At 29.7% G+C, this 25,832-nt stretch carries 24 protein-coding genes; 7 read left to right on the top strand and 17 right to left on the bottom strand.

All coding sequences use genetic code 11. From position 1 onward, the window contains the following. Positions 1-42 precede the first annotated feature (42 nt). The 3 genes from ACYPV9_RS08150 to ACYPV9_RS08140 all read left to right on the top strand — a co-directional run bounded on the left by ACYPV9_RS08150 (position 43) and on the right by ACYPV9_RS08140 (position 3,374). On the top strand, positions 43-2,199 hold the full coding sequence (locus ACYPV9_RS08150; RefSeq protein WP_459742904.1) for a TonB-dependent receptor: 2,157 nt from the start codon (positions 43-45) through the stop codon (positions 2,197-2,199). Between the two features lie 103 nt (positions 2,200-2,302). Continuing rightward, entirely contained in the window at positions 2,303-2,722 is a 420-nt protein-coding gene (locus ACYPV9_RS08145) for a DUF2141 domain-containing protein (RefSeq protein WP_459742902.1), read from the top strand. Between the two features lie 31 nt (positions 2,723-2,753). Next, the gene (locus ACYPV9_RS08140) at positions 2,754-3,374 is read left to right on the top strand and encodes a hypothetical protein (RefSeq protein ID WP_299064922.1); all 621 of its coding nucleotides are present in this window, start codon (positions 2,754-2,756) and stop codon (positions 3,372-3,374) included. 51 nt (positions 3,375-3,425) lie between these two features. Here the strand turns inward: ACYPV9_RS08140 and ACYPV9_RS08135 are convergent, their stop codons facing one another. The 12 genes from ACYPV9_RS08135 to kynU form a co-directional block, all read right to left on the bottom strand. Next, the gene (locus tag ACYPV9_RS08135; RefSeq protein ID WP_299064921.1) at positions 3,426-3,845 is read right to left on the bottom strand and encodes a hypothetical protein; all 420 of its coding nucleotides are present in this window, start codon (positions 3,843-3,845) and stop codon (positions 3,426-3,428) included. Continuing rightward, positions 3,845-4,927: an amidohydrolase family protein gene (locus ACYPV9_RS08130; protein ID WP_299064920.1), complete on the bottom strand. Its 1,083-nt coding sequence runs from the start codon at positions 4,925-4,927 to the stop codon at positions 3,845-3,847. Before ACYPV9_RS08130 ends, ACYPV9_RS08135 begins: the two co-directional genes overlap by 1 nt. A gap of 3 nt (positions 4,928-4,930) precedes the next feature. Beyond that, entirely contained in the window at positions 4,931-5,455 is a 525-nt protein-coding gene (locus ACYPV9_RS08125) for a 3-hydroxyanthranilate 3,4-dioxygenase (protein WP_459742898.1), read from the bottom strand. A gap of 299 nt (positions 5,456-5,754) precedes the next feature. Further along, entirely contained in the window at positions 5,755-6,531 is a 777-nt protein-coding gene (locus tag ACYPV9_RS08120) for an SDR family oxidoreductase (protein WP_459742896.1), read from the bottom strand. A 7-nt stretch (positions 6,532-6,538) separates the two neighbouring features. Beyond that, the gene (locus ACYPV9_RS08115; RefSeq protein WP_459742894.1) at positions 6,539-6,757 is read right to left on the bottom strand and encodes a DUF6500 family protein; all 219 of its coding nucleotides are present in this window, start codon (positions 6,755-6,757) and stop codon (positions 6,539-6,541) included. Then, the gene (locus ACYPV9_RS08110; RefSeq protein ID WP_459742892.1) at positions 6,750-8,192 is read right to left on the bottom strand and encodes an aldehyde dehydrogenase; all 1,443 of its coding nucleotides are present in this window, start codon (positions 8,190-8,192) and stop codon (positions 6,750-6,752) included. Before ACYPV9_RS08110 ends, ACYPV9_RS08115 begins: the two co-directional genes overlap by 8 nt. A gap of 13 nt (positions 8,193-8,205) precedes the next feature. Beyond that, entirely contained in the window at positions 8,206-8,598 is a 393-nt protein-coding gene (locus ACYPV9_RS08105; RefSeq protein WP_299064915.1) for a cupin domain-containing protein, read from the bottom strand. Next, positions 8,599-9,003, bottom strand: a complete 405-nt coding sequence (locus tag ACYPV9_RS08100; protein ID WP_299064914.1) for a RidA family protein — start codon at positions 9,001-9,003, stop codon at positions 8,599-8,601. A gap of 6 nt (positions 9,004-9,009) precedes the next feature. Next, positions 9,010-9,528 (bottom strand): DUF1697 domain-containing protein, encoded by a 519-nt coding sequence (locus tag ACYPV9_RS08095; RefSeq protein ID WP_459742889.1) that lies wholly within the window; start codon positions 9,526-9,528, stop codon positions 9,010-9,012. Between the two features lie 147 nt (positions 9,529-9,675). Further along, a complete protein-coding gene (locus ACYPV9_RS08090) occupies positions 9,676-11,082 on the bottom strand; it encodes an FAD-dependent oxidoreductase (protein WP_459742887.1) in 1,407 nt (468 codons plus the stop codon). 12 nt (positions 11,083-11,094) lie between these two features. Next, a complete protein-coding gene (locus ACYPV9_RS08085) occupies positions 11,095-11,436 on the bottom strand; it encodes a hypothetical protein (RefSeq protein ID WP_459742885.1) in 342 nt (113 codons plus the stop codon). 1 nt (position 11,437) lies between these two features. Continuing rightward, complete coding sequence (kynU, locus tag ACYPV9_RS08080) at positions 11,438-12,697, bottom strand: kynureninase (RefSeq protein ID WP_459742883.1); 1,260 nt, start codon at positions 12,695-12,697, stop codon at positions 11,438-11,440. 109 nt (positions 12,698-12,806) lie between these two features. Between kynU and ACYPV9_RS08075 the strand changes: the two genes are divergently transcribed. After that, the gene (locus ACYPV9_RS08075) at positions 12,807-13,997 is read left to right on the top strand and encodes an NlpC/P60 family protein (RefSeq protein ID WP_459742881.1); all 1,191 of its coding nucleotides are present in this window, start codon (positions 12,807-12,809) and stop codon (positions 13,995-13,997) included. A gap of 87 nt (positions 13,998-14,084) precedes the next feature. On the opposite strand, the gene serA is transcribed toward ACYPV9_RS08075, so the two are convergent. Further along, positions 14,085-15,977 (bottom strand): phosphoglycerate dehydrogenase, encoded by a 1,893-nt coding sequence (gene serA, locus ACYPV9_RS08070; RefSeq protein ID WP_299064908.1) that lies wholly within the window; start codon positions 15,975-15,977, stop codon positions 14,085-14,087. Between the two features lie 136 nt (positions 15,978-16,113). After that, the gene (locus tag ACYPV9_RS08065) at positions 16,114-16,935 is read right to left on the bottom strand and encodes a UbiA prenyltransferase family protein (protein ID WP_459742878.1); all 822 of its coding nucleotides are present in this window, start codon (positions 16,933-16,935) and stop codon (positions 16,114-16,116) included. 187 nt (positions 16,936-17,122) lie between these two features. Between ACYPV9_RS08065 and gcvP the strand changes: the two genes are divergently transcribed. Further along, complete coding sequence (gene gcvP, locus ACYPV9_RS08060) at positions 17,123-19,960, top strand: aminomethyl-transferring glycine dehydrogenase (RefSeq protein ID WP_459742876.1); 2,838 nt, start codon at positions 17,123-17,125, stop codon at positions 19,958-19,960. Positions 19,961-20,024: 64 nt separating this feature from the next. Here the strand turns inward: gcvP and ACYPV9_RS08055 are convergent, their stop codons facing one another. From ACYPV9_RS08055 to ACYPV9_RS08045, 3 genes are all read right to left on the bottom strand, one after another. Further along, positions 20,025-20,984: a YpdA family putative bacillithiol disulfide reductase gene (locus ACYPV9_RS08055; RefSeq protein WP_459742874.1), complete on the bottom strand. Its 960-nt coding sequence runs from the start codon at positions 20,982-20,984 to the stop codon at positions 20,025-20,027. A 10-nt stretch (positions 20,985-20,994) separates the two neighbouring features. Further along, the gene (locus ACYPV9_RS08050; RefSeq protein ID WP_459742872.1) at positions 20,995-22,503 is read right to left on the bottom strand and encodes an FMN-binding glutamate synthase family protein; all 1,509 of its coding nucleotides are present in this window, start codon (positions 22,501-22,503) and stop codon (positions 20,995-20,997) included. 220 nt (positions 22,504-22,723) lie between these two features. Further along, positions 22,724-22,975: a type B 50S ribosomal protein L31 gene (locus ACYPV9_RS08045; protein ID WP_299064903.1), complete on the bottom strand. Its 252-nt coding sequence runs from the start codon at positions 22,973-22,975 to the stop codon at positions 22,724-22,726. Positions 22,976-23,227: 252 nt separating this feature from the next. Here ACYPV9_RS08045 and ACYPV9_RS08040 point away from each other — a divergent pair, with 252 nt between their 5' ends. Continuing rightward, the gene (locus ACYPV9_RS08040) at positions 23,228-24,268 is read left to right on the top strand and encodes a glutaminyl-peptide cyclotransferase (RefSeq protein ID WP_459742869.1); all 1,041 of its coding nucleotides are present in this window, start codon (positions 23,228-23,230) and stop codon (positions 24,266-24,268) included. A 51-nt stretch (positions 24,269-24,319) separates the two neighbouring features. Continuing rightward, entirely contained in the window at positions 24,320-25,831 is a 1,512-nt protein-coding gene (locus ACYPV9_RS08035) for a hypothetical protein (protein ID WP_459742867.1), read from the top strand. The last annotated feature ends 1 nt before the right edge of the window (position 25,832 follow it).

Here is a 25,832-nt window from a genome sequence, read left to right as displayed (position 1 = left end):
TGATATGGTTTCATCTTTGTATCATCAAAAAAAACCAAACAGATGAAACGCATATTATTTTTACTACTTATAATTAGTCAAATATCATTATTTGCCCAAACAACCATTTCTGGTAAAGTTACAGATTCTAAAAACATTCCTATTGAAGGCGCTAATGTGTATTTAGATGGAACTTATGACGGTTCTTCTACCAATGAAAAAGGAGAGTTTTCTTTCCTTACATCAGAAAAAGGAAACCAAACAATTGTTATTTCTTATATTTCCTTTGAAACATTTATTAAAACTGCTAATGTTACTTCGTTAAAAAATTTAAAGGTAAAACTAAGAGAAGATGTAAATTCGCTAGATGCTGTTGTAATTAATGCCGGAACTTTTGAAGCCGGAGAAAAAGCAAAAGTTACTGTATTAAAACCGTTAGATATTGTTACAACTGCCAGTGCTTTGGGCGATGTTATGGGAGCTTTACAAACTTTACCTGGCACCTCTACCGTAGATGAAGATGGAAGATTATTTGTGCGTGGTGGCGAAGCAGAAGAAACTCAGATTTTTATAGACGGAATGCGTGTATTTACACCATATGCTCCGGCGGCTAGAAACATTCCTACCAGAGGTAGATTTTCTCCGTTTTTATTTAAAGGAATCTCTTTTTCTACAGGAGGATATTCAGCGGAATACGGACAAGCTCTGTCTAGTGTTTTACAATTAAATACTATTGATGAACCTATAGAAGAAAAAACCGATTTATCTTTTATGACATTGGGTTTAGGTGTTGGTAACACACAAATTTGGGGTAGTAATTCTTTTAGCATAAACGCTTCTTATATAAATTTAGCTCCTTATCAAGAAGCTTTTCCAGACAGAAATACTTGGAATAAGCCTGTGCAATCTTTAAGCGGAGAAATGGTATACAGACATAAGTTTAAAAATGAATCTTTACTAAAATTATATGGCGCTTTTAGTTATACTACTTTCGATTTAATTCAAGAGGATATAAACTTCGAAAACGGATTTCAATTTGGACTAAAAAACAGAAACTTATACTTTAATGCTTCGTATAAAAATAAATTTGAAAACAATTGGAGACTAGAAACTGGGTTAAGTTTTACCAACGATTATTCTGATGTAAACATTTTTGATGATACAGTTTTAGACAATGAAAACTCTATGCATGTTAAGTTGAAATTAAGAAAAAGGTTTTCTAATCGTTTTAAATTAAGTTTTGGATCTGAGTATTTTATTACAAATTTTAATGAAGATTACATTTCTAACACTAACAATCTTTATGAATTTGATTTTGACAATAATATTTTTGCATCTTTTGTAGAAACAGACATATTCTTTTCTAAAAGTTTAGCTGCAAAAGTTGGGTTGAGATTAGAAAATTCTGAGCTTTTAAATCAATTTACCGTTTCTCCTAGAATTTCTGTGGCGCATAAAATAAGCAACAACTCTCAATTTTCTTTAGCCTACGGACAGTTTTACCAAAACCCAAAAAATGATTATTTAAAATTCAGTCAAAATTTTAAAGCAGAAAACACATCGCATTTAATTGCCAACTATCAAGCTACAAAACAAGGACAAATATTTAGAATTGAAGCATATTTAAAAGACTATAATAATCTTGTTAAATTCGATGGAAATACAGCAACATTTTCTAGCAATTATAACAATAACGGTAATGGTTACGCCAAAGGTTTTGATGTATTTTGGCGACAAAACAGAAAAATTAAAAATACAGATTATTGGGTTTCATACTCTTATTTAGATACAGAAAGAGATTATAGAAATTATCCAACAGCGGCTACACCAAGTTTTGCATCTAAACATAATTTGTCTTTAGTAGCAAAACATTGGGTAGAAAGCTGGAAAAGTCAACTTGGTTTTACTTACAATTTTGCTTCTGGCAGAAATTATACAAACCCTAATGAAATTGGTTTTCTTAATAACAAAACAAAAAACTACAACTCTTTAAGTGTAAACTGGGCGTACTTAATAGATCAACAAAAGATACTTTACTTTTCTGTAAACAATGTTCTAGGTACTCAAAATGTATTTGGTTATAATTACAAAAACACACCAGAACCAAACGGAAACTTTAACAGGCAAGCAATTATACCAAATACAGATCGTTTCTTTTTTGTAGGTTTCTTCTGGACTATTAGTAATAACAAAAATACAAATCAATTAGATAATTTATAAAAATTACAATTCGGTTATTAAAAACAACAATTCGGTATGTTTCTTGTTTTAAAGTAGAAAAAACATTCGATATTTACAGTATTAAACAAATTAAAAAAACATTATGAAAAACATTCTTGTAATAATCGTGCTTCTTTTTACTGGTTTATCAACTACAAAAGCACAAGAAACAACAGTAAATTTAACTATTAATATTTCTGGTTTAAATTCTGATAAGGGAACTTTAATGGTAGGACTTTACAATAAGAAAGAACTTTTTCTAAAGAAACAATTTAAAGGAAGTCTTGCTAAAATAAAAAACAAAAAATCTGTAGTTATTTTTAAAGATTTGCCAAAAGGAGAATATGCCGTTTCTTTTGTACATGATGAAAATAATAATAAAAAAATGGATACCAATTTTTTAGGAATACCAAAAGAGGATTATGGTTGCTCTAATAACGCTACAGGATTTATGGGACCACCAAAATACAGCGATGCAAAATTTATACTTTCTGAAGATAAAACAATACACATCGAAATCTAAAAATTAACCAAACCACAAAAACTTTTTTAAAATGAAAAAATCTATTTTAATTATCGCAATTTTCATTGCGACAGGAATTGCCGCACAAACAAAATACCAAAAAGGAATGCAAAAAGCGTTTTCTCTTTGGGAACAAGGTAAAATGACAGAAAGCTCTCAATTATTTGAAAGAATTTCTAAAGCAGAACCTACAAAATGGTTGCCGGCATATTACACTGCAACCGTAGAAATATTAAGTAGTTTTGGTTTAAAAGATGAAACAGCTTTAAAAGCTAAATTAACAAAAGCACAAGAATTTTTAGATATTGCAAAAGCAAACTCAGAAAACAACCCAGAAATATTAATTACACAGGCATTTTTAAATTTAGGTTATATAGCTTTTGATGGTCAAAAATACGGAATGACTTTATCTGGTAAAACAAATCAACTATATGCTAAAGCACTACAAATTGCGCCAAATAACCCAAGGGTAATTTTAGGAAATGCAGAATGGAATATGGGAACTGCAAAATATTTTGGCAAATCTACAAAGCCATATTGTTCAGAAATTAAAAGAGCAATTGAATTGGGAAAAAAAGAAAAAATTGAAATTGAATTTTATCCGAAGTTTATGCAAAATAGAGCGGAAGAAGTTTTAAAACAATGTGAATAAGATAATTTTTTATTGAAAATAAAAAAACTTGAGAATTATCTCAAGTTTTTTTTATGCCTTTTTAATTTTATTAGATTCTGGGTCTACATACAATTTCTTTTTACCGTTTGGTAATTTTATTTTTGCATCATAAAAAGTGCCATAAATAGTTTTTCCTTCAATTACTACAGACTTTTTGGGCTCTAAATACTCATAAATACAGTGTCTGTAAGCATCTAAATATTTTGGTTGAATACGAGTTAAAAACTCCGAATAAACCTCATCAAAATCTTGGTTTATTTTAGATTGTAACCACCTATTCACCAAAGTTGTATCTAAATATGTTTTTTTAGAGTTTTTACCTTGCATAGATTCTTTTGTAGGTAAATCTTCTAAATTTGAATACTTACCTCCTCTTCTACTCGAAAAATCTCCGGTTTCTTTAAACTTAGCTCTAGATCCAGAAGCTTTTCTAAGTAACCATTTAGACATTACCCTATTATTTTATTTATTAAGTCTTGTTTCGCTTTTTCATTGTCTCCAAAAAGCCATTGTAAAACATTGTCTTCCCAAATTTCTTCTTTTTCACTTTCAGAGATTATTTCTTGTTCTATTGCTAAATCTAATATTTTACCAGGATATGATGATTGTTTATCACTTTCCATTTCACCTAAAGGATAAGGATCGTCTAAGCCCATTAAAACTTGATTAGTTCCTTGTCTTTTAAACATTAACTTAAGAGAATCTGTATCGTGTACAAGTGTATCAAAAAATATGTTTTTATGCCCTACTGCTTTTCTAGGATGCGTTTTGCCTTCGAACAAATCTGGTCTTCCGTCAAAACCTTGAATTCTTCTACCCAAATTCATTTGTGCCAATTGCCCACCATGAGCAAAACAAGTTCTAATATTTTTAAAACGTTCTTGCATACCATTTAAAGTATAGAAATGATAAGCATCTCCACATTGTGCCAGCATCCAAATTAAATGAAAACGCCAATTTGTGTTTTCTAATTTAATCATCTTATCACCATCATAAGGATGAATTTCTATTGCCAGTTTGTATTTATCTGCTAACTCGAAAATTCGATCGTTTTCTTCATCAAAAACACAACGCCATTGCCCAATAGAATCCATAAAATGTGTTGGTAAACACAAAACTTTTAAATCTAATTCTTCTACACAACGTTTCATTTCATCTAAAGCTCCGTATATAAATCCTGGGTGTACTACAAATCCGCAAGTAAATTTAGAAGGATGCTCTCTTTGTACTTTTGCGTTAAAATCGTTTTGAAAACGCAACGCTTTTTTCATTTCTTCTAAACGCAAACCATTACCATATAATTGAGAGAGATTTAAAACAACCGCATGATCTATCTTATTTTTCTCCATCCAAAGTAGTTTCTCGTCTAAGAAAAAACTAGAATCTGTTACGGGTCTTCGCCAACCTTTTTGTAACATATGTTTACGCTCATCATCTACCCAAAAAATTTCCTTTTCCTTCATAAATTCAGGAATTTCTTCTGGGTAAGGTAATAAATGAGAATGACCGTTAATACGTAATTTGCGTTTCATTTACTATATTTTATTTGGTGGTTGCATTACAGTACCACAATTACTACAGGTACATTTTTCTTTATCAGAATAGTATTTATCGAAAATTATTGGCATATCAGTCTCAATATTATCCAAAGGAAATTCTTCTCTATACAATTGGTTTCCACAATTTTCGCAATACCATTCTAAAGCATCTAACATTCCTTCAGAACGCGGATATTCTATAACCAAACCAACAGTATTTTCTTTTCTTTGTGGTGAATGTGGAACTTTACCTGGTAATAAATAAATATCACCTTCATTAATTTCAACATCAATTTGTTTTCCATCAGAATCTATAATTTTTAAAATCATATCTCCTTCTAATTGATAGAAAAACTCTGGAGTTTCGTTGTAATGATAGTCTTTTCTATTATTTGGCCCACCAACAACCATTACTATATATTCGCCATTATCCCAAACTTGTTTATTACCAACAGGTGGTTTTAATAAATGACGATGTTCATCAATCCATTTTTTAAAATTTATAGGTTGTACTAAATTCATTTTATTGATTTTTAGATTATTGGATGTATTGATTGTTTGACTTTAAAATTACTAATTTTTAATGTTTTTTTAAAATCTCTTTTTGTTTGCTTTTAATTACTAAATTCTGCAAACAAGTTTAGCCCTGATTGAAACGGCATCCTTTTTTCTTTTTCTGAAAAAAGATATAGTGAAAAGCAGGAAATAGCTTCTTATAACTATTTTGGCGTTCCCTAAAGGTCGGGCTTTTCGCTGTATCTTTTATTCATTCTTCATAAAAGGATGTCGCTTCAATCCCTAACGCAAGATTCTGTATAAATTTACAAAGATTTAGTTCTTCCACCATCAACAGGCAAATTAATTCCGTTTATATAACCTGCTTGTTCACTAGCTAAAAAAGTTATTGCAGCGGCTGTTTCTTCTGGTTTTGCAAAACGACTTGCAGGCACATAACTTTTTAACTGATTCACAATATTTACTTCAGTTGTATTTGCTTGGTTAGCCTTCATAGTAATAATTTGATCTAAACGTGCAGTATCTGTAAAACCAGGCAACACATTATTTACTGTAATTTTAAATTGCCCTAATTCTGTAGCCAACGTTTTTGCCCAATTACCAACTGCATTTCTTATGGTATTAGAAACTCCTAAACCAGGAATTGGTTCTTTTACAGATGTTGAAATTATATTAATAATTCTTCCAAATTTTTCTGATTTCATAAATGGAACAACTGCTTGCACCAAAATTTGATTGCAAACAATATGCATTTGAAATGCGTATATTAACTCTGTAGAAGTTGCAGATAATAATTCGCCTCCTTTTGGACCACCAGTATTATTCACTAAAATATGAAATTTTAAATCTGATGTATCTAATGCTTTTTGCAACTCTTCTGGTTTAGAAAAATCTGCCACCAAATAATTATGATTCTGATTGTTATTTGGTAATTCTGATAAAACAGCTTTTAATTTTTCTTCATTTCTAGCAACAAGCGTAATATTTACTCCTTCTTTTGCTAATGCAAATGCAGTTGCTTTTCCTATTCCTTGTGTACTACCACAAACTAAAGCGTTTTTATTTTGTATATTTAGGTTCATTTCTTACTTATTTATTTTCAATAATCATTTGTTTAATCTTCACAGCTTTTTCAAAATGATCTAATTCGTGTGTTTTAATCCACCAAGTTGCAACTTCCATTAACAATTTCGGATTCTCATTTTTATTTTTGAAAAATGCATAGAAAGACAAACCTACATTTTCTCCTTTTTTAGCAATTTTATCATTACAAACTTCTATTATTTTTTCTCGTATTTCTTTATTCATAACTAATACAAACGTTTTTTGGCTCTGTAAAAAAACGCAATGCTTCAAAGCCTCCTTCTCTTCCTACTCCACTGTCTTTTGCGCCACCAAAAGGTGTTCTTAAATCCCTCATTAACCAAGTATTTACCCAAACAATTCCTGTGTGTAATTGTTTAGAAAACTGCATGGTTCTGTTTAAATTATTTGTCCATATAGTAGCAGATAATCCATATTTTACATCATTAGCTAAATACAGTGCTTCTTCATCTGTTTTAAATGACATAATTGTTACAACAGGACCAAAAACTTCTTCTTGATTCAATCTGCAATTATTGTCTGCAACCTCAATAATTGTGGGTTGCAAATAATAACCATTTTCGAAATTTTTTATTTCAACTTTATTTCCGCCAAAAAGAATTTTTGCGTTTTCTTGTTCAGCAATATCAATATAACTTTTTACTTTTTCTAAATGTTCTCTCGAAACCAAAGCGCCAATATCTGTGTTTTCTTCAGATGGATTTCCGACTTTTAATTTAGATACTTTTTTAATAAAATCTTTCTTAAACTTCTCGTAAATTTTTTCTTCTACTAAAATTCTACTTCCGCATAAACAAATTTGACCTTGATTTGCAAATGAAGAGCGAACTGTAGTTTCTAACATCTTCTCATAATCGCAATCTGCAAAAATGATATTTGGATTTTTTCCTCCTAATTCTAAAGATAACTTTTTAAACATTGGTGCCGCAACTCTAGCAATATGAGCTCCTGTTTTAGTTCCTCCAGTAAATGAAATCGCTTTTATATTCGGATGTTCTACAATTGCTTGCCCTGTTGAAGTTCCTAAACCGTGTACAATATTTAAAACGCCTTTTGGTAGACCAGCTTCGTTACAAATTTCGCCTAATAAATACGCTGTCATTGGCGTAATTTCACTTGGTTTTGCAACCACACAATTTCCTGCTGCAATTGCAGGTGCAATTTTCCATGTGAATAAATACAATGGTAAATTCCATGGAGAAATACAACCGACTACTCCTATTGGTTGTCGTAAAGTAAAATTCACTGCATTTAAACCAACACTTTCATGTGCTTCAGATGAAAACTGTGTTATTGCATTTGCATAAAACTGAAAATTTGCTGCAGCTCTTGGTATATCTATTGCTTTTGCTAAACTAATTGGCTTACCATTATCTTTAGATTCTGCTTCTGCTAAAAAATCTAATTTTCCTTTTATTAATTCTGCAATTTTAGACAAGATTTTACTTCTTGTTGCTAATGTTGTGTTAGACCAACTAGGAAATGCATTTGCCGCAGCTTCAAAAGCTTTTTCTACATCTTCTTTCGAAGAATTTGGAATTTGTCCGTAGATTTCTCCTATTGATGGATTGTAGTTATCAATATATCCTCCCTTTATTGGATCTTCAAATTTTCCGTTTATGTAGTTTTGGATTTTCAATATATATTTAAATCTATTTAGGTTCAATAATTAAAAATACGGCAGTTTCATTACCAATATTTAACACTTCGTGCGATGTTCTTTCTTCATTTGAAAAACTATACCCTGTTGGTACATCTACCTCTCTTACTCCTTTAGCGTCTTTTATTTTAAACTTACTTCCAACAAGCGTATAGCCAAAGTGTTTTTTATGGTAATGTTCTTCGTGACCAACTCCAGGAGCAAACGTACATTTTAACACTCTTAACTCTGCACTATCTTGCAAAACTTCACAAACCTTTTTTCCTTTCCAGCCTGCTTCTAAAGGATCAGGAAGCGCAGTTTTTGGTTTACAAGAGTAAAAGCTAATTATTAAAAAACAAAAAGCGAACTTTCTTATATTGAGACTTGTTTTTAATTTAAACATCTATTGTTTTTTATAAGCCGTTACTTTAATCTCTACCACTAAATCTGGATGTGGTAATTGATGCACTGCAACTGTGGTTCTTGTAGGGCCAGTTTCTTTATCAAAAAATTCTGCATATGCTTTATTATAGCCTGCAAAATCATTCATATTTACTAAAAAGGTAGAAACATCAACTACATCTTTTATACTTGCGCCAACAGTTTGTAAATTTTTATCAATATTTTTTAAAACTTCTCTTGTTTGTGTTTCTGCATTTAAATATTTTGTTCCCATTTCGTCTATAATATCTACTCCTGCTATAGAATTATCTGCTCTTCTAGAACTTGTTCCTGAAACGAAAATAAAATCTCCAACAACTTTTACATGTGGATAAGCGCCTCTTGGTGTTACTTTTTTTTCTAACATATTCTTTTATTTTGACAGTTCTAATAATTTTAATATTGTATTATAATTTCTAGTTGTTGCGGTAACATTCAATTTTCTTTCGAATAAATGATTAGATAGTTTTGTTTTTGCAAAACCTGTTTCACAATAAATATAAACCATATCATTATCTATTAAATATTTATCGTTACTAGAATCTTTTACTTCAATTTTTGTTTCATATACTTTTCTGTTTAAGAAAACAAACGCAACTATTTTGGTGTTGTCTGTTGGAAAAGGGTATTTAGCAATTGCTTTTTTCCATTCGGGAATTGTTCTTGCAATTACAGGAATATCTAAACCAAATTTGGTTTGAATTCCTTCTTTAATTTTATTACAAGTTATAGATTTACCTTCTATTGATTCTAAAATAATGTTTCCGCTTTGAATATATGTTTGTACATTTTTAAAACCTAAATTGTTTAATAAATCACGAAGTTCTGCCATTGGAATTTTGTTTCTTCCTGACACATTAATTCCTCTTAATAAAACAATATATTTTTTCATTTACTTTATAAAAGTGCTATTTATTATTTCTAATTAATTGCTTATATGAATTGGTTTAGCCCTGATTGTAGCATTTGTTTGAGCTCTTTTTTATTCTTTTCTGAATAAAAAAAGCGAGTGCGAAAAGCAGGAATAGCTTCAAAAAAATTACATTCCTGCAATTTTATCTTCTTGTAAAATAGTATTTGTTTCTATTATAACTTTCTCTAGAATAACTTTTAATTCTTCTTTTGTCATATCTAAATGCGTATGAATTGTATCGTCTGCAATTAAATTTAACAATGCTTTATCTTGCGCTCTACCTCTTTTCATGGCTTCATTATAACCTATATTTTCATTAAAAGTTACTAAAGAATATTTAGAAGAATATTGTGTTGGAAACGTTTTTTCCAAATCCATTTCTATTTTTCTTTTTTCTTTAAAAAGCGGATTTGCAACATGGTCTTTCATCTCGTGAAAATTATCTATAGCCAAGTCTGCAATGGCATCTGTGTCTTTTTTTCTTGCCTTTTGATAAGTTTTAAAAACTGTTTCCCAATCGCCTAAATCTTGATTTAAAATTTCATCTAACACAAAAACATCTTCAAAGGAGGCATTCATTCCTTGTCCGTAAAACGGCACAATTGCATGAGAAGAATCGCCAATTAACAATGTTTTATTTTTATAACTCCAAGGCGAACATTTTATAGTTCCTAAAGGGCCAGTTGGGTTGTTTATAAATTCTTGTTTAATATTTGGTATTAGTGCCAAAGCATCTGGGAATTCTTTCTCGAAAAACTCGGTTATTTTTTCTTCTGATATTAAATTCTCGAAATTAAATTCGCCTTCGTCATAACTTAAAAATAAAGTTACTGTAAAACTGCCATCCATATTTGGTAGAGCAATTAACATAAAATCTCCACGAGGCCAAATATGTAAATGTGCTTTGCTTATTTGATGCTTTCCAGATGAATCTGCAGGAATTTCTAATTCTTTATAACCATGATTTAGATAGTTTTGAGAATAGCTAAACAAGAATTTTCGTTCTGAGATGTAGCTTTTTCTTAAAGAAGAACCTGCGCCATCTGCACCAAAAATAACTGCTGATTCTACAGAAAATTCTTCTTGAGTTTTGTAATCTTTAAAATGAGCAATATTATTTTCTATATCTACATTTTTACATTTTTTATTAAAGTGAATGATAACATTTTCATGCTTTTCTGCTTCATCTAATAAAATTGCATTTAAATCTCCTCTAGAAATAGAGTTTATGTATTCGTTTTCTCTTCCTGAATAATTAGAAGAAAATGTATTTCCTTCTCTGTCGTGCATTAACCTACCATACATTGGTATACAGATTTCTCTAGCTTTTTCTTCCATTCCGCATAAACGTAATGCTTTTAAACCTCTGTCTGATAATGCTAAATTTATAGATCTTCCGGCAGAAATATCTACTGTTCTTAAATCTGGTCTGCTTTCAAAAACCTCTACTTTAAAACCTCTTTGTGCTAGTCTTAATGCTAATAAACTTCCGCATAAACCTGCACCAATAATTAAAACATTTTCTTTCATCATATATCTATTGCTCTAATTTAATTTATCCTTTAAAAATTGATAATCATCATATTCTAATTTTAACTTAGACAATGATATTTTTTCTATCTGATTATCTTGATTTACAAAACTTAATAGATCCGTTTTTGTATTGAATTTTATTTTAGAAAAATCTTTATATATAAAATTAACTTTTATGTTTTCTTTTATGGAAACTAAAATTCTTTTATCAGTAATTATAAAATAATCGTTACTTTTTTCCATAAATAAACTTAAAATACCTAATACTTGATATTGCCAAAAACCAATATCACTTTTAGTTTTTATTTTAACTAGAATATCTTCTCCTTTAATATGTTTGTTAAGCATATTCATATTACAACAGTCCTTTTAATATAGTTACCATTCTAAAAACATCTTCAAAAGAATTATACATTGGTGTTGGTGCACAACGTATAACATCTGGCTCTCTCCAATCTGTAATAATATTATTTTCTGTTAATTTTTTATGTAAACTTTTATCAGCATTTTTAACTTGTATAGATAATTGACAACCTCTTTCTTTAGGATTTATGGGTGTAATAATTTTAATATCGTCAGAATTAATTTCATTAATTAAAAACTCGAAATAACCTGTTAGTTTTTCTGATTTTTCTCGTAAAACTTCCATTCCAACCTCATCAAACATATCTAAAGATGCTTTTATGGCTGCCATAGATAATATTGGCGGATTTGATAATTGCCAACCTTCTGCACCTTCCATTACATCAAAAGGCTGACGCATGTTAAAACGTGTTGCTTTGTTATGATTCCACCAACCTGCAAAACGAGGTAAATCTTTATTTTTAGCATGTTTTTCGTGCACAAATAAACCTGCTAAACTTCCTGGACCAGAATTTAAATATTTATAGGTACACCAAGCGGCAAAATCTACACCAGAGTTATGTAAATCAGGAGAAATATTTCCTGCTCCGTGCGCTAAATCTATTCCTACAACACAATTTTTTGCATGTCCAATTTCTGCAATTCTTTTCAAATCTAAAAACTGACCTGTATAATAATTTACACCACCAATTAGTAACAAAGCAATTTCATCTCCTTGTTCTTCAACAATAGTTTCTAAATCGGCTATATTTAATAATTCTTCTCCTTTTCTTGGTTTCCATTCTATAACATCTTCTTCAGAAAAACCATGAAATTTTAATTGCGATTGCACAGCATATCTATCTGAAGGAAATGCATCTGATTCTATAACAATTTTATATTTTGATTTTGTTGGTTTATAAAATGAAACCATTAGCAAATGTAAATTTGTAGTAAGCGTGTTCATTACAACTACCTCTACTGGTTTTGCCCCAACAATTTTAGCCATTTTATCTGTTAGCAATTCATGATAATTTAACCACGGATTCTTTGCCTCAAAATGCCCTTCTACTCCTAAATTTGCCCAATCTTCTAACTCTTGATTAATGTATTCTTTGGTAGATTTTGGTTGTAAACCCAATGAATTCCCTGTAAAATAAAGCCAGTTATTACCATTTTTATCTTTTGGTATAAGAAATCGATTGCGTAAATAAGAAAGTTTGTCTTCTTTATCTTGCTCTTTTGCAAATGCTAAGTTGTTTTGATATTTCATCAATTATAAAAAAATGAGTGTCTTCAAATATAAAACAATCTAATTTTAGAATTAAATTAATCTGAATAAATTACTACCTTTATTTTTTATTTTTAATCAAAAATTTACAATGAAATTTTATAAAACTCTGTTTATATTTATTGGTATTCTTATTGTTTCCTGCAGTGGCAAAAACGCACTTTTGGTTACAGGTCTAGAAGGTGTTAGTAAAAGTATTAAAGCACAATACGCTCCTGATAAAAGAGTCGCAATTTTTGATATTAGTTTTGATAATTCTGATAATAAAATAATAGCCACAGGAATGACAAATTCTAAAGAGGCTTATCAAAAATTAGTAGATAGTTTAACATCTTTAGATGTTTCTTATATAAATAATATACGTGTTTTACCAGATACTGTTGTAGGTAACAAAATGTTTGCCGTAGCAAGAAATTCTGTTATCAATATTAGATCTGCGCCAAAACATTCTGCAGAATTAGGTACGCAGGGTTTATTGGGCATGTCTTTAAAAATTTTAGATAAAGAAGGTGATTTCTACAGAATTCAAACACCCGATAATTATATTTCTTGGGTTGATAAAGGTGGTATTCAGAAAATGAATAAAGGTGAATTTGATACTTGGAACGCCTCTAAAAAAATAATTTTTACAAAGAATTTTGGCTACGTTTATGCCTCTAAAAATAAAAATGCTGAAATTATTTCTGATATTACTTTGGGCGGACTTTTAAAATACCTTTCTGAAGATGCTACTTTCTATGAAGTTAAATATCCTGATAATAGAACCGGATTTATTAAAAAAAGTGAAGCTGTTGTTTATGAAAATTGGTTAACAAACCTGCAACCGTCAAAAGAAAATGTAGAAAAAGTTGCAAAAAACCTAGAAGGTTTCCCTTATTTATGGGGCGGAACTTCTTCTAAAGGAATTGATTGTAGTGGTTTTACTAAAATGGTGTATTTAATGAATGGTTATGTAATTCCTAGAGATGCTTCACAACAAATTAATGCAGGTAAAGAAGTTGACGAAAAACTAAATTTCGAGAATCTAGAAAAAGGCGACTTACTCTTTTTTGGAACTGAAGCTACAGAAACTAAAAAAAGACGGGTTGTACATGTTGGTATTTGGTTGGGTAATAATAAGCAAGAATTTATTCATGCATCTGGCAATGTACATATAAGTTCTATGGATTCTTTACAACCTAATTTTGACCTATTTAATAAAAAAAGGTACTTAGGAAGCAAACGTTATTTAGGAATAAAAGATAAAGAGATTATCAATCTTAAAGAGAAATTAAAATATTAAAAAATAGTTTAAATTTTAAAAAGCCTTTCGATATAAAATTGAAAGGCTTTTTTGTTGTGTTGATTGTGATTTTGATTTTGATTGTTATTAATAAAGAACTCTAAATCTAATTGTTCCTTCAATTTTTCTTAACTCTTCTATAACTTCTTTGTTATACTCTTTATCTAAATCTGTAATTACATAACCTACCTTTGGGTCGGTAGATAAATATTGACCGTTTATATTTAATTCGTATTCTGCTAAAACCTTATTAATTTTAGCCATTACACCAGGTACGTTTTTATGAATATGTAAAAATCTATGAGCATTTGTTTGTCTTGGTAAACGAATGTTTGGAAAATTTACGGCGTCTACAGTATTACCAGAGTTTATGTACGCCATTATTTTACTAGGTACAAAATCTGCAATATCTCTTTGTGCTTCTTCTGTACTTCCACCAACATGCGGAGTTAATATAACATTTGGCAAGCCTTTTAATTCAGTATAAAACTCTCCATTCTTTCTTGGTTCTGACGGATAAACATCAACTGCTGTACCTGCAATTTTACCGCTTTTTAAAGCAGTAACTAAAGCCTCTATATCTACAACAAAACCTCTTGATAAGTTTACTAAATGTGCGCCATCTTTCATTTGAGAAATTTCTTTTTCGCCAAAGAAATTTTTATTTGCAGCATTATCATCTACATGTAAAGTAACAACATCAGAAATTGCCAATAACTCTTCTAAAGTGCTCATTTTCGTTGCATTTCCTAAAGCTAATTTATCTTCTACATCATAATAATAAACATCCATACCTAAAGCTTCTGCTAATACAGATAATTGTTTACCAATATTACCATAACCAACAATACCTAATTTTTTACCACGAACTTCTTTAGAACCTTCTGCTGTTTTGTTCCATTGACCATTATGAATTTCTGTACTTCTTTGAAAAACACTACGCATTAACATAATAATTTCTCCTATTGCTAATTCTACAACAGAACGTGTATTACTATAAGGTGCGTTAAAAACAACAATTCCTTTTTCTTTACAAGCTTCTAAATCGATTTGTTTTGTACCAATACAAAAAGCACTAACAACCATCAACTTTTCTGCTGCATCTACAACTTTTTGTGTAACATTTGTTTTAGATCGAATACCTAAAACATGTACATCTTTAATTTTTTCTATCAATTCGTCTTCAGACAAACTTTTAGATACAGTTTCTACAGAAAAACCATCTTTTGATAACTTTTTAAAAGCATCTGGATGTACGTTTTCTAATAATAATATTTTAATTCTGTTTTTTGGGTAACTAATATTTCTTGGCAAATCGTTTACGTATAAAAATTCATCTAAATTTGGGGCAATATGGTCTGCATTTTCTGTTGTCTTTTCTCTAGAAACATTTTCTGTGTAAGCAAAAAACTTATCAGCAATACCTGCTTCTCTAGTTACATAATCGCTATAACCATCGCCAATCACTTGTATTTCTCCGTCTAAATTCATGTCTTTTAAACATTGAATTTTTCCGTTATGTTTTGATAAAGGATTTTCGTCATCAAAACCAATTATCTCTCCATCTTCTGCAAATGTAAATGTATTTGCATATACACGTTCAGAAGGAATATTGTATTCTTTAACAATAGGATCTATAAATTCTTTGAAACCACAGGAAATTACATAAATATCGTCTGCAAAGTTTTCAAAAAACTCTTTATTACTTTCTATAGATTTAGAAACTTGCTTTTTTAAAGCTGCTACTAAATTACTTAAATCTGCTTTATTGGCTTTTAATAATTTAATTCTTCTTTCTAAAGACTCGGTAAAAGAAATTTCGCCATCAATACCTAAATTGGTTATATCTATTATTTCTTGAATTATAGCTTCTTTTCTAGGATTGTCTGTTAAGGTAATTTCCGCCAAGACATCTAAAGCCTCTACTTTAGTTAATGTACTGTCAAAATCGAAAATATAGTTTCTTTTCGTGGTAATCATTATAAAATATTGATTAATTATTCTTGGTAAATCTACAAATATAGTGGGTTAATAGAAAGCCCAATTAAAGTTTTATGATATCCTTTGTTATTAACATCAATAATATTAAAGTTCATAAAAAAGCTAAAAAAAAAACTTATAAATTACAGAATCCTAAAAGAATTAGCCACCAAATTATGGGTAAAGATTCTACCCAAAAAGAACTGTAGTATTTAGATTGCTTAATTTTAGATCGCATCAAGAAAATTAAAACTAAAAAAAAGAAAATCATAAAGGCGTTTCTAGAAACTCCGTTATTATTTATGGCATATTCTAAAACAAGAGCTATAATCATTAATGATAAACCTAATCTCTTTGTTTTTTGAATTCCTATTTTTTTAGGAAATGTTTGTAAAGAAATTGCATCATATTTTACATCTCTAATATCAAAAGGAAGTATTAAAACAATAACAATTAAAAACCGTTGAAACATTAATAGATATAGTTTAATATTTAATTGAAAACCTACTTCTACACATGGAATTAAAACCGTAAAACCTGCCCACACAATTGAGACTACTATAATTTTTAAATAACTTACTTCTCTTAATGTTTTATCGAAACCACTAAGAAAAGGTACCGCATACAATAAGGTTAAAAGATTAAAAGGAATAGTAAATAATAATGTATCTTTTTGAAGTTTTAATGCGAAAAAACACATTGCTAAGAAGCAAAAAAAAGAAAAAATCTGAATTACCTTTAAGTTCTTTGTTAAACTTCTATGATGCAACTTAGCAACACCTGCATATTTTACAAAATTGTAACCCGTTATAGAGCTAAAAAATATAAATAAGGCTAAATTATGATGTACAGAAAGTTCAAAATATTGTTCAGTAATTTTTACAAGCGAAAAAACAGCCAAAGCCACATGAATACTGGCATTTAGGTAAAAATTTAAAAATATTTTAAAAAACTTCATTAAACAAAAATAACACTTCTGTTCATAACATTAATTTTTAGTTAATAATTAACATCATTTTATACGTTTTCGGTTAGAAAATAATTTATTAAATCCCTATTTTTGAGCGGTCAAAAAAATACGTTTTTTTGAAGACTAAAAAACAACACTAAATCGATTGAAATCAATCGTTCACAAAACTTAATTAATGAATACAAATTCGTTTCAACTTAGACATATTGGTCCTAATAAAATGGAGCAAGAAAAAATGTTAAAAGCTATTAATGCAGATAGTTTAGAGCAGTTAATTAATGAAACTGTACCAGATAACATTCTTTTAAATAGCAAATTAGATTTAGAAGAATCTATGAGCGAGTATAAATACTTAGCACATATAAAAGCTTTATCAGAAAAAAATAAAGTATTTAAAAGTTATATAGGTTTAGGTTATAACGAAGCAATTGTACCAAGTGTTATTCAAAGAAACATTTTAGAAAATCCGGGTTGGTATACAGCTTACACACCATACCAAGCAGAAATTGCGCAAGGTAGATTAGAAGCTTTATTAAATTACCAAACAATGGTTTGTGATTTAACAGGTATGGAGCTTGCAAACGCCTCTTTATTAGACGAATCTACAGCTGCCGCAGAAGCAATGGCTTTATTGTTTGATGTAAGAGAAAGAGCTAAGAAAAAAGCAAAAGCAAATAAATTTTTTGTTTCTGATGAAATTTTACCGCAAACACTTTCTTTATTAGAAACTAGAGCTACCCCAATTGGTATAGAATTAGTTGTTGGAAATCATGAAGAGTTTAATTTTGATGATGACTTTTTCGGAGCAATATTGCAATATCCTGGTAAATTCGGTCAAATATTTGATTATGAATCTTTTGTTGAAAAAGCGAATAATAACGATATTAAAATAGCTGTTGCTGCTGATATTTTATCTTTAGTTAAATTAAAAGCTCCTGGAGACTTTGGTGCATCTGTTGTTGTTGGTACTACACAGCGTTTCGGTATTCCGTTGGGTTATGGTGGTCCACATGCAGCTTATTTTGCTACAAAAGAAGCTTACAAAAGAAGTATTCCTGGTAGAATAATTGGTGTTACAAAAGACATGAATGGTAAACGTGCCTTAAGAATGGCATTGCAAACCAGAGAGCAACACATCAAAAGAGAAAGAGCTACTTCTAATATTTGTACTGCACAAGTTTTATTAGCTGTAATGGCTGGTATGTATGCTGTTTATCATGGTAAAAATGGTTTACAATACATTGCAAATACAGTTCATAAAAACACAAATATATTAGCAAATGCTTTAGAAAACTTAGGTTTTAAACAACTTAATAAATCTTATTTTGATACACTTTTAATTGAAGTTGAAGCAGACAAATTAAAACCCGTAGCAGAATCTAAAGAGATAAACTTTAATTATGTAGATACAAACCATGTTTCTATCTCTATAAATGAAACTGTAGATGAAACTGCCTTAAAAGGAATCATTTCTTGTTTTGAAGAGGCTTTTAATTTAAAACCACAATCTTTACCAGAAGCTACAACTATTTTAGACGAAACTTTAACAAGAAATACCACTTTCTTAGAAAATGAAGTTTTTAACACGTATCAATCAGAAACAGATATGATGCGATATATAAAGAAATTAGAGCGTAAAGATTTAGCCTTAAACCACTCTATGATTTCTTTAGGATCTTGTACAATGAAACTGAATGCGGCATCAGAAATGTTGCCTTTAAGTAATCCTCAATGGGGAAACATACATCCATTTGTTCCATTAAATCAAGCAGAGGGTTATCAAGAAGTTTTAAAAAACTTAGAACATCAATTAAATATTATTACAGGTTTTGCAGGTACATCTTTACAGCCAAATTCTGGTGCGCAAGGTGAATTTGCCGGTTTAATGACCATTAGAGCTTATCACCAAGCAAACAATGATGCACATAGAAATATTTGTTTAATTCCTGCTTCTGCTCATGGTACAAACCCTGCTTCTGCTGTAATGGCAGGTATGAAAGTTGTTGTAACTAAAACGGCAGAAAATGGTAACATTGATGTAGAAGATTTAAGAGAAAAAGCAACGTTACATAAAGATAATTTAGCTGCCTTAATGGTAACGTACCCTTCTACACATGGTGTTTATGAAAAAGAGATTAAAGAAATCACTAAAATTATTCACGATAACGGTGGACAAGTTTATATGGATGGAGCAAATATGAACGCTCAAGTTGGTTTGACAAATCCTGCTACAATTGGTGCAGATGTTTGTCACCTTAACTTGCATAAAACTTTTGCCATTCCTCATGGTGGTGGTGGTCCTGGGGTTGGCCCAATTTGTGTTGCTCCACAATTAGTTCCGTTTTTACCAACAAATCCAGTAATTAAAACAGGTGGAGAAAGCGCTATTACAGCAATTTCTGCGGCTCCTTGGGGTTCTGCTTTAGCGTGTTTAATTTCTTACGGATATATAACAATGTTAGGTGCAGAAGGATTAACTAATTCTACTAAAAATGCTATCTTAAATGCTAACTATATTAAAGAGCGTTTAGAAGGACATTACCAAACTTTATATACTGGCGAAAAAGGACGTGCGGCTCATGAAATGATTATTGATTGTAGAGATTTTAAACAAAATGGAATCGAAGTGGTAGATATAGCAAAACGTTTAATGGATTATGGTTTTCATGCACCAACAGTTTCTTTTCCTGTAGGAGGAACAATGATGATTGAGCCTACAGAATCTGAAAGTTTAGCAGAATTAGATCGTTTTTGCGATGCAATGATTTCTATTAGAGAAGAAATTAAAAATGCTTCTAAAGAAGAAGCAAACAATCCTTTAAAAAATGCACCTCATACGCAAGAAATGTTAACTTCAGATGAATGGGAATTACCATACACTAGAAAGCAAGCTGCATTTCCTTTAGACTATATCGCTGATAATAAATTTTGGCCAACTGTAAGAAGAGTAGATGATGCTTTTGGAGATAGAAATTTAATTTGTTCTTGTAATCCTATAGAGGATTATATGTAATAATTGATTAAATAATCATATAAAAAACCACCTAAAATTTAGGTGGTTTTTTAATATAATTATTTTATTTGACAATATCTCTTACAATCATTTTAGCATGAATTCTAGAGTTTTCTATAAACCATTTATGGGTTTCTAAACCTCCGCAAATTACACCTGCCAAATAAACACCATTTACATTTGTTTCCATTGTTTCTTCATTATAAACTGGTATTTTCTTATCATCGTTAGAAAATTGAACACCAACATCTTCTAGAAAATTAAAATTTGGTTTGTAACCAGTTAAAGCTAGTACAAAATCATTTTCTATCGTTTTAACGCCATTTTTAGTATTTAGAATTACATTTTTATCTGTAATTTCTTTCACTGTAGTATTGTAAAAAACCTTGATACTTCCTTCTTCAATTCTATTAATAATATCTGGTCTAACCCAATATTTTACACGTTGCCCAATTTCTTCTCCTCTAACAATTAAAGTTACCTCAGCACCTTTTCTGTAACACTCTAATGCGGCATCAACAGAAGAATTACTTGCTCCGATTACAGCTAATTTTTGACCTGCATAAAAATGAGGATCGTTATAATAATGAGAAACCTTAGGCAATTTTTCTCCTATAACATCTATTAAGTTTGGCAAATCGTAAAAACCAGTTGCAATTATAACATTATTTGTTTTATATGTATTTTTAGAAGTGTTAACTGTAAAATCCGTTTCAATTTTCTTTATAGAATTTACCGTTTCAAATAAATGCAATGCTAATTTATTTGAAGTTACAATTCTTCTATAATACTCTAAAGCTTCGTTTCTTCTTGGTTTAGCCTCTTTACTAATAAAGGGAATATTATCTATTTCTAATTTTTCTGAAGAAGAAAAGAACTGCATATTTACCGGATAATTGTATAAAGAATTTACAATAGGTCCTTTTTCTATAATTAGATATTTTAGATCTTTCTTTTTTGCTTCTAATCCACAAGCTATTCCTATTGGTCCACCACCAACAATAATAACATCAAATACATCCATAAAAATATTTTTACTTGTAATAAACTTCTTCTAAACTAACAACCTCTTCTTCTTTTCTTCTTCTAAAAATATGGCTTGGTGCTAATTCGGAAATAGAATGCAAACCTAAAGCCGCAATAATTTCTTTAATAGCTACAACAGTTTTTGAATGATAATTTTTTACACGAACATTCTTTTTCTCTACAACAAGTGCTTTAACCAAATCTTCATCTTGTGTTGCAACACCAACTGGGCAAGTGTCTAAATTACATTCTCTAGCTTGAATACAACCTAAGCTTAACATAAAACTTCTTGCCATACCAACTGCATCTGCGCCTAAAGCTAAATATTTTACCACATCAAAAGCATCTACAGCTTTACCACTTGCAATTATTTTAATTTGATCTTTTAAATTGTGCTTTTTTAATTGTTTATTAATAAAAACTAAGCCTTCAATTAATGGCGTACCAATATAGTTTGTAAATTCTAAAGGAGCAGAACCTGTACCTCCTTCTCCACCATCAACAGAAATAAAATCTGGATAATTATTATGCGTTGCAAATGCAGTAATCATTTCTGCAATCTCTTCATTATTACCAACACATAATTTAATTCCGACGGGTTTACCATTAGCTAATTCTCTTACCTTTTGTAAAAATTGAATTAACTCTTCATAATTTGAAAATGCAGAATGTCCTGGAGGAGAATCTACTTGAGTTCCTGGAGTTACAGATCTAATTTCTGCAATTTCTTGTGTGTTTTTTTTAGCAGGTAAAATTCCGCCATGACCTGGTTTTGCACCTTGCGAAAACTTAATTTCAATCATTTTAACTTCTGGTCTAATCGCATTTTTTTTAAATATTTCATCATCAAAAACACGTTTACCATTTATAGATTTTCCTGCACCAAAATAACCTGTACCTACTTGAAAAATTAAATCGCCGCCTTGTAAATGATACGGAGAAATTCCGCCTTCACCAGTATTGTGAGCAAAATCGCCCATTTTTGCTCCTTGATTTAATGCCATAATCGCATTTTTACTAAGCGAACCAAAAGACATTGCAGATATATTTATGATTGAACTTTTATATTTTTGTGTACATTTATCTGACCCGAAAGTAATTTTATCGCCAGTTATATCGTGATGTGCAGTAGGAAAAAGCGAATGTTTTACAAACTCATATCCTTTTTTGTAAACATTATGTTGCGTACCAAACGGAATTGTTTCTTTTTCTAGCTTTGATCTTTGATAAACAATACTTCTTTTTTCTCTATTTATAGGTGTTCCGTTTAAATTGTCTTCTATAAAGTATTGCTGTATTTTATCTCTTTCTTCTTCGAAAAACCAACGCAATCTTGCAACTAAAGGAAATGCTCTTAGTAAAGAATGTTTGGTCTGTAAACTATCGTAAATAGCAATTAAACTTAACAAACCAGATATTGATAGTAATATTATTGTACCTGTTTGAGGTATAAAATAAACTAAAAGACCAGCCAAAATTGTGATTCCTAATAATATTGCGAGTATGTTATTTCTCATTATATAAAGTATATTTTAAAAGGCTTAAAAATAATGAAATTAGTACGAAAATTAAACTTACTGTAGCAAATAGTTTGCGTTAGGGATTGAATTGGAAATCCTTTTTATGAAGAATGAATAAAAAGATTGAAAAGTAAAGCCCGACCTTTAAGGTAACGCCAAAAAAAAACTCTAACAAATTAATGCTAGAGCTTTTTGTATGGATAAAAACTTAAGAGAATTATTTCTTAAATTTTGCATATTTGTTTTTGAACTTGTCAATACGTCCTGCAGCATCGATAAGTTTAGATTTACCAGTGTAAAATGGGTGAGAAGTTCTAGAAATCTCTAATTTTACTAAAGGATACTCTACACCATCAACTTCTAAAGTTTCTTTTGTATCAGCAGTAGAACGTGTTAAAAATACGTCTCCGTTAGACATGTCTTTAAAAGCAATCAGTCTATAATTTTCTGGATGAATTCCTTTTTTCATTTTTAATATATTTAATACTTTAATGTTATGTTTGTAAGAGTAAAGTTGGTAAAGTTTTACTCAAATTTCTAAATAGCTGTTATTAACTATTTTGAGGATGCAAATTTAACCTTATTTTTTAATTTACAAATAAATAAATTGCTTTTATTTTAATAATGTTGTTTTTTATGCTTCTTTTAGTACTTAAAAGTTGTTTTTTATGCTGATTTTTTTGAATCTTTACGTTCTAATATATTGAAATCTATATAAATAATGAAGAAATTTTCTACTTTAGTAACACTCTTAACCACCTTATTTTTAACAATATCTTGTTCTAACGATTATAAATTTATTTTAGAGAAACCAAATAAAGCTGTTTTAAACGATTCTGTTACCTTAAAACTTACAGAAAAAAATAGCAAAGAAATAGAAAAAGTTCAATTTTACGTAAATGGTAAACAAGTAAATAGCAACAATAACATAGCTACAATTGACACCAAAGATTTAGGTGTTGGTAAGCACGCTGTAAATGCAATAGCTTTTTTTAATGGAAAAACTAAAAAAACAAACGGATTTATTGAAGTTTTTGCCAATTCAAAACCAGCTATTTATAAGTTTAAAATTATTAACGAATACCCGCATGATGCAAAAGCTTACACACAAGGCTTAGAATTTTATAATGGTTATTTATATGAAACTACGGGTCGTAGAGGGCAGTCTACTCTAAGAAAAGTGGATATTAAAACAGGTAAAGTTTTACAAAAAATAGATTTAGATAATAAGTATTTTGGTGAGGGTTTAACTGTTGTTAACGGAAAAATTATTTGGCTTACTTGGGAAAATAACAAAGGTTTTGTTTATGACTTAGAGACTTTTGAATTAGAAAAAGAATTTGCTTACAATAAAAGTAAAGAAGGTTGGGGTTTAACTCATAGCGATAAAGAGCTTATAAAATCTGATGGTTCTGATAAAATATGGTTTTTAGACCCAAACACACTTGAAGAAAAGCGTTTTATACAGGTATACACCAATGATCGTTCTGTAAATTATTTAAATGAATTAGAATTGGTTAATGGTAAAATTTATGCCAATAAATATCAAAAAAACACCATTGCCATTATTAATCCAGAAACTGGTATTGTAGAAGGTTTAGGAGATTTAAGAGGTTTAGAGAAGGTGATGTCTAAAACCCAAAAATTAGTTGAAAACGATGAGGTTTTAAATGGTATTGCATACGATGCAGAAAATAACAGATTATTTGTTACAGGTAAACATTGGGGTAAATTATTTGAAATAGAATTGATTAAGCAATAATTAGTACTATTTTTACGTATACCAGAACCTATACTTTAAAAACATTAATTTATGCGTAATTTTATTTCTTTCATAATTTGTATTACTCTAATTTCTGTAAGTTCTTGCAGAAAAGATTTCTCTACAATTGAAAGTTTTGGTGCTTTAGAATTTTCTAAAGACACCGTTTTTTTAGATACCGTCTTTACAAATATTGGTTCTGCAACTTATAATTTAAAAGTATATAATAGAAGTAATAACGCAATCACTATTCCGTATATTACTTTAGAAAAAGGAAACAGTTCTAATTATAGATTAAATGTAGATGGCATTGCTGGTAAAACATTTAATAATATAGATATTCTTGCTAAGGACAGTATTTATGTATTTATAGAAACTACAGTAGATGTTGCTGCGGAAACTAATCCGTTGTATACAGACAGAATTTTATTTGACAACGGAGATAAAGAACAAAATGTAGATTTAGTTACTTTGGTTGAAGATGCAAACTTTATATATCCAGGTAAAGACGCTATTTCAATGAAAATTGATAGTTTAACTTTAGACGGAGAACCGACCACAATTAAAGGACGTTTTTTAAACGATAGCGAACTTATTTTTAATAAGACAAAACCAACTGTAATTTATGGTTACGCAGCGGTTCCGGCAAATAAAACACTTACTATAGAACCTGGTGCTAGAGTCCATTTTCATGATAACTCGGGTTTAATTGTAGACAATAAAGCTACCTTAAAAGTAAACGGAACTCTTAATGAAAAAGTTATTTTTGAAGGAGATAGACTAGAAAAAAGTTTTAGTAAAATTCCAGGACAATGGGGAACTCTATGGATGCGAGCCGGAAGTAGAGAAAATGAAATAAAAAACGCAATTATAAAAAATGGTATCATCGGAATTTTAATTGATAGTATAGGCAGCAGCACATCGCCAACTTTAAAGTTAGAAAACACCGAAATTTACAACCATTCTAACTTCGGAATTTTAGCTAGAGAAACAAATATTGAAGGAAACAATGTTGTTATTGGTTCTGCAGGTCAAGCCTCTTTAGCTGCTACAATTGGAGGAACTTATAATTTTACGCACAGTACATTTGCTAATTATTGGAACAATGGTATAAGACAATTACCTGCTGTTTTAATAAATAATTTTTTCACTTATACAAACGAAACTGGTGAAGAAATCGCTGAAACTAGAGATTTAAAAGCTGCAAATTTTACCAATTGTATTTTTGAGGGAAACAACAGCATCGAATTTATTTTAGATAATTTAAATGCCGGTGGTTTGTTTAATTATACTATTAAAAATTGTATGATTCGTTTTAATGATACCAACAATTCTTTTGAAGGTGTTACTGAATTAGATTTTGAAAATAACCCTAACTTTAGCAATTTTATTTTAAACGGTAATCCTAATTTTAAAGATACTCAAAAGAGTAATTTTATAATTGGTGAGAATAGTGATGCTATAAATAAAGCTTTATCTACTCCTTTTAATATTGATATCTTAGGTGTAGATAGAACTACAAATCCTGATATTGGCGCTTATCAGCATATTATTTTTGAATAAT

This window comes from Polaribacter sp. OB-PA-B3, from assembly GCF_054589375.1.
This window is presented reverse-complemented; position numbering and strand designations above follow the sequence as displayed.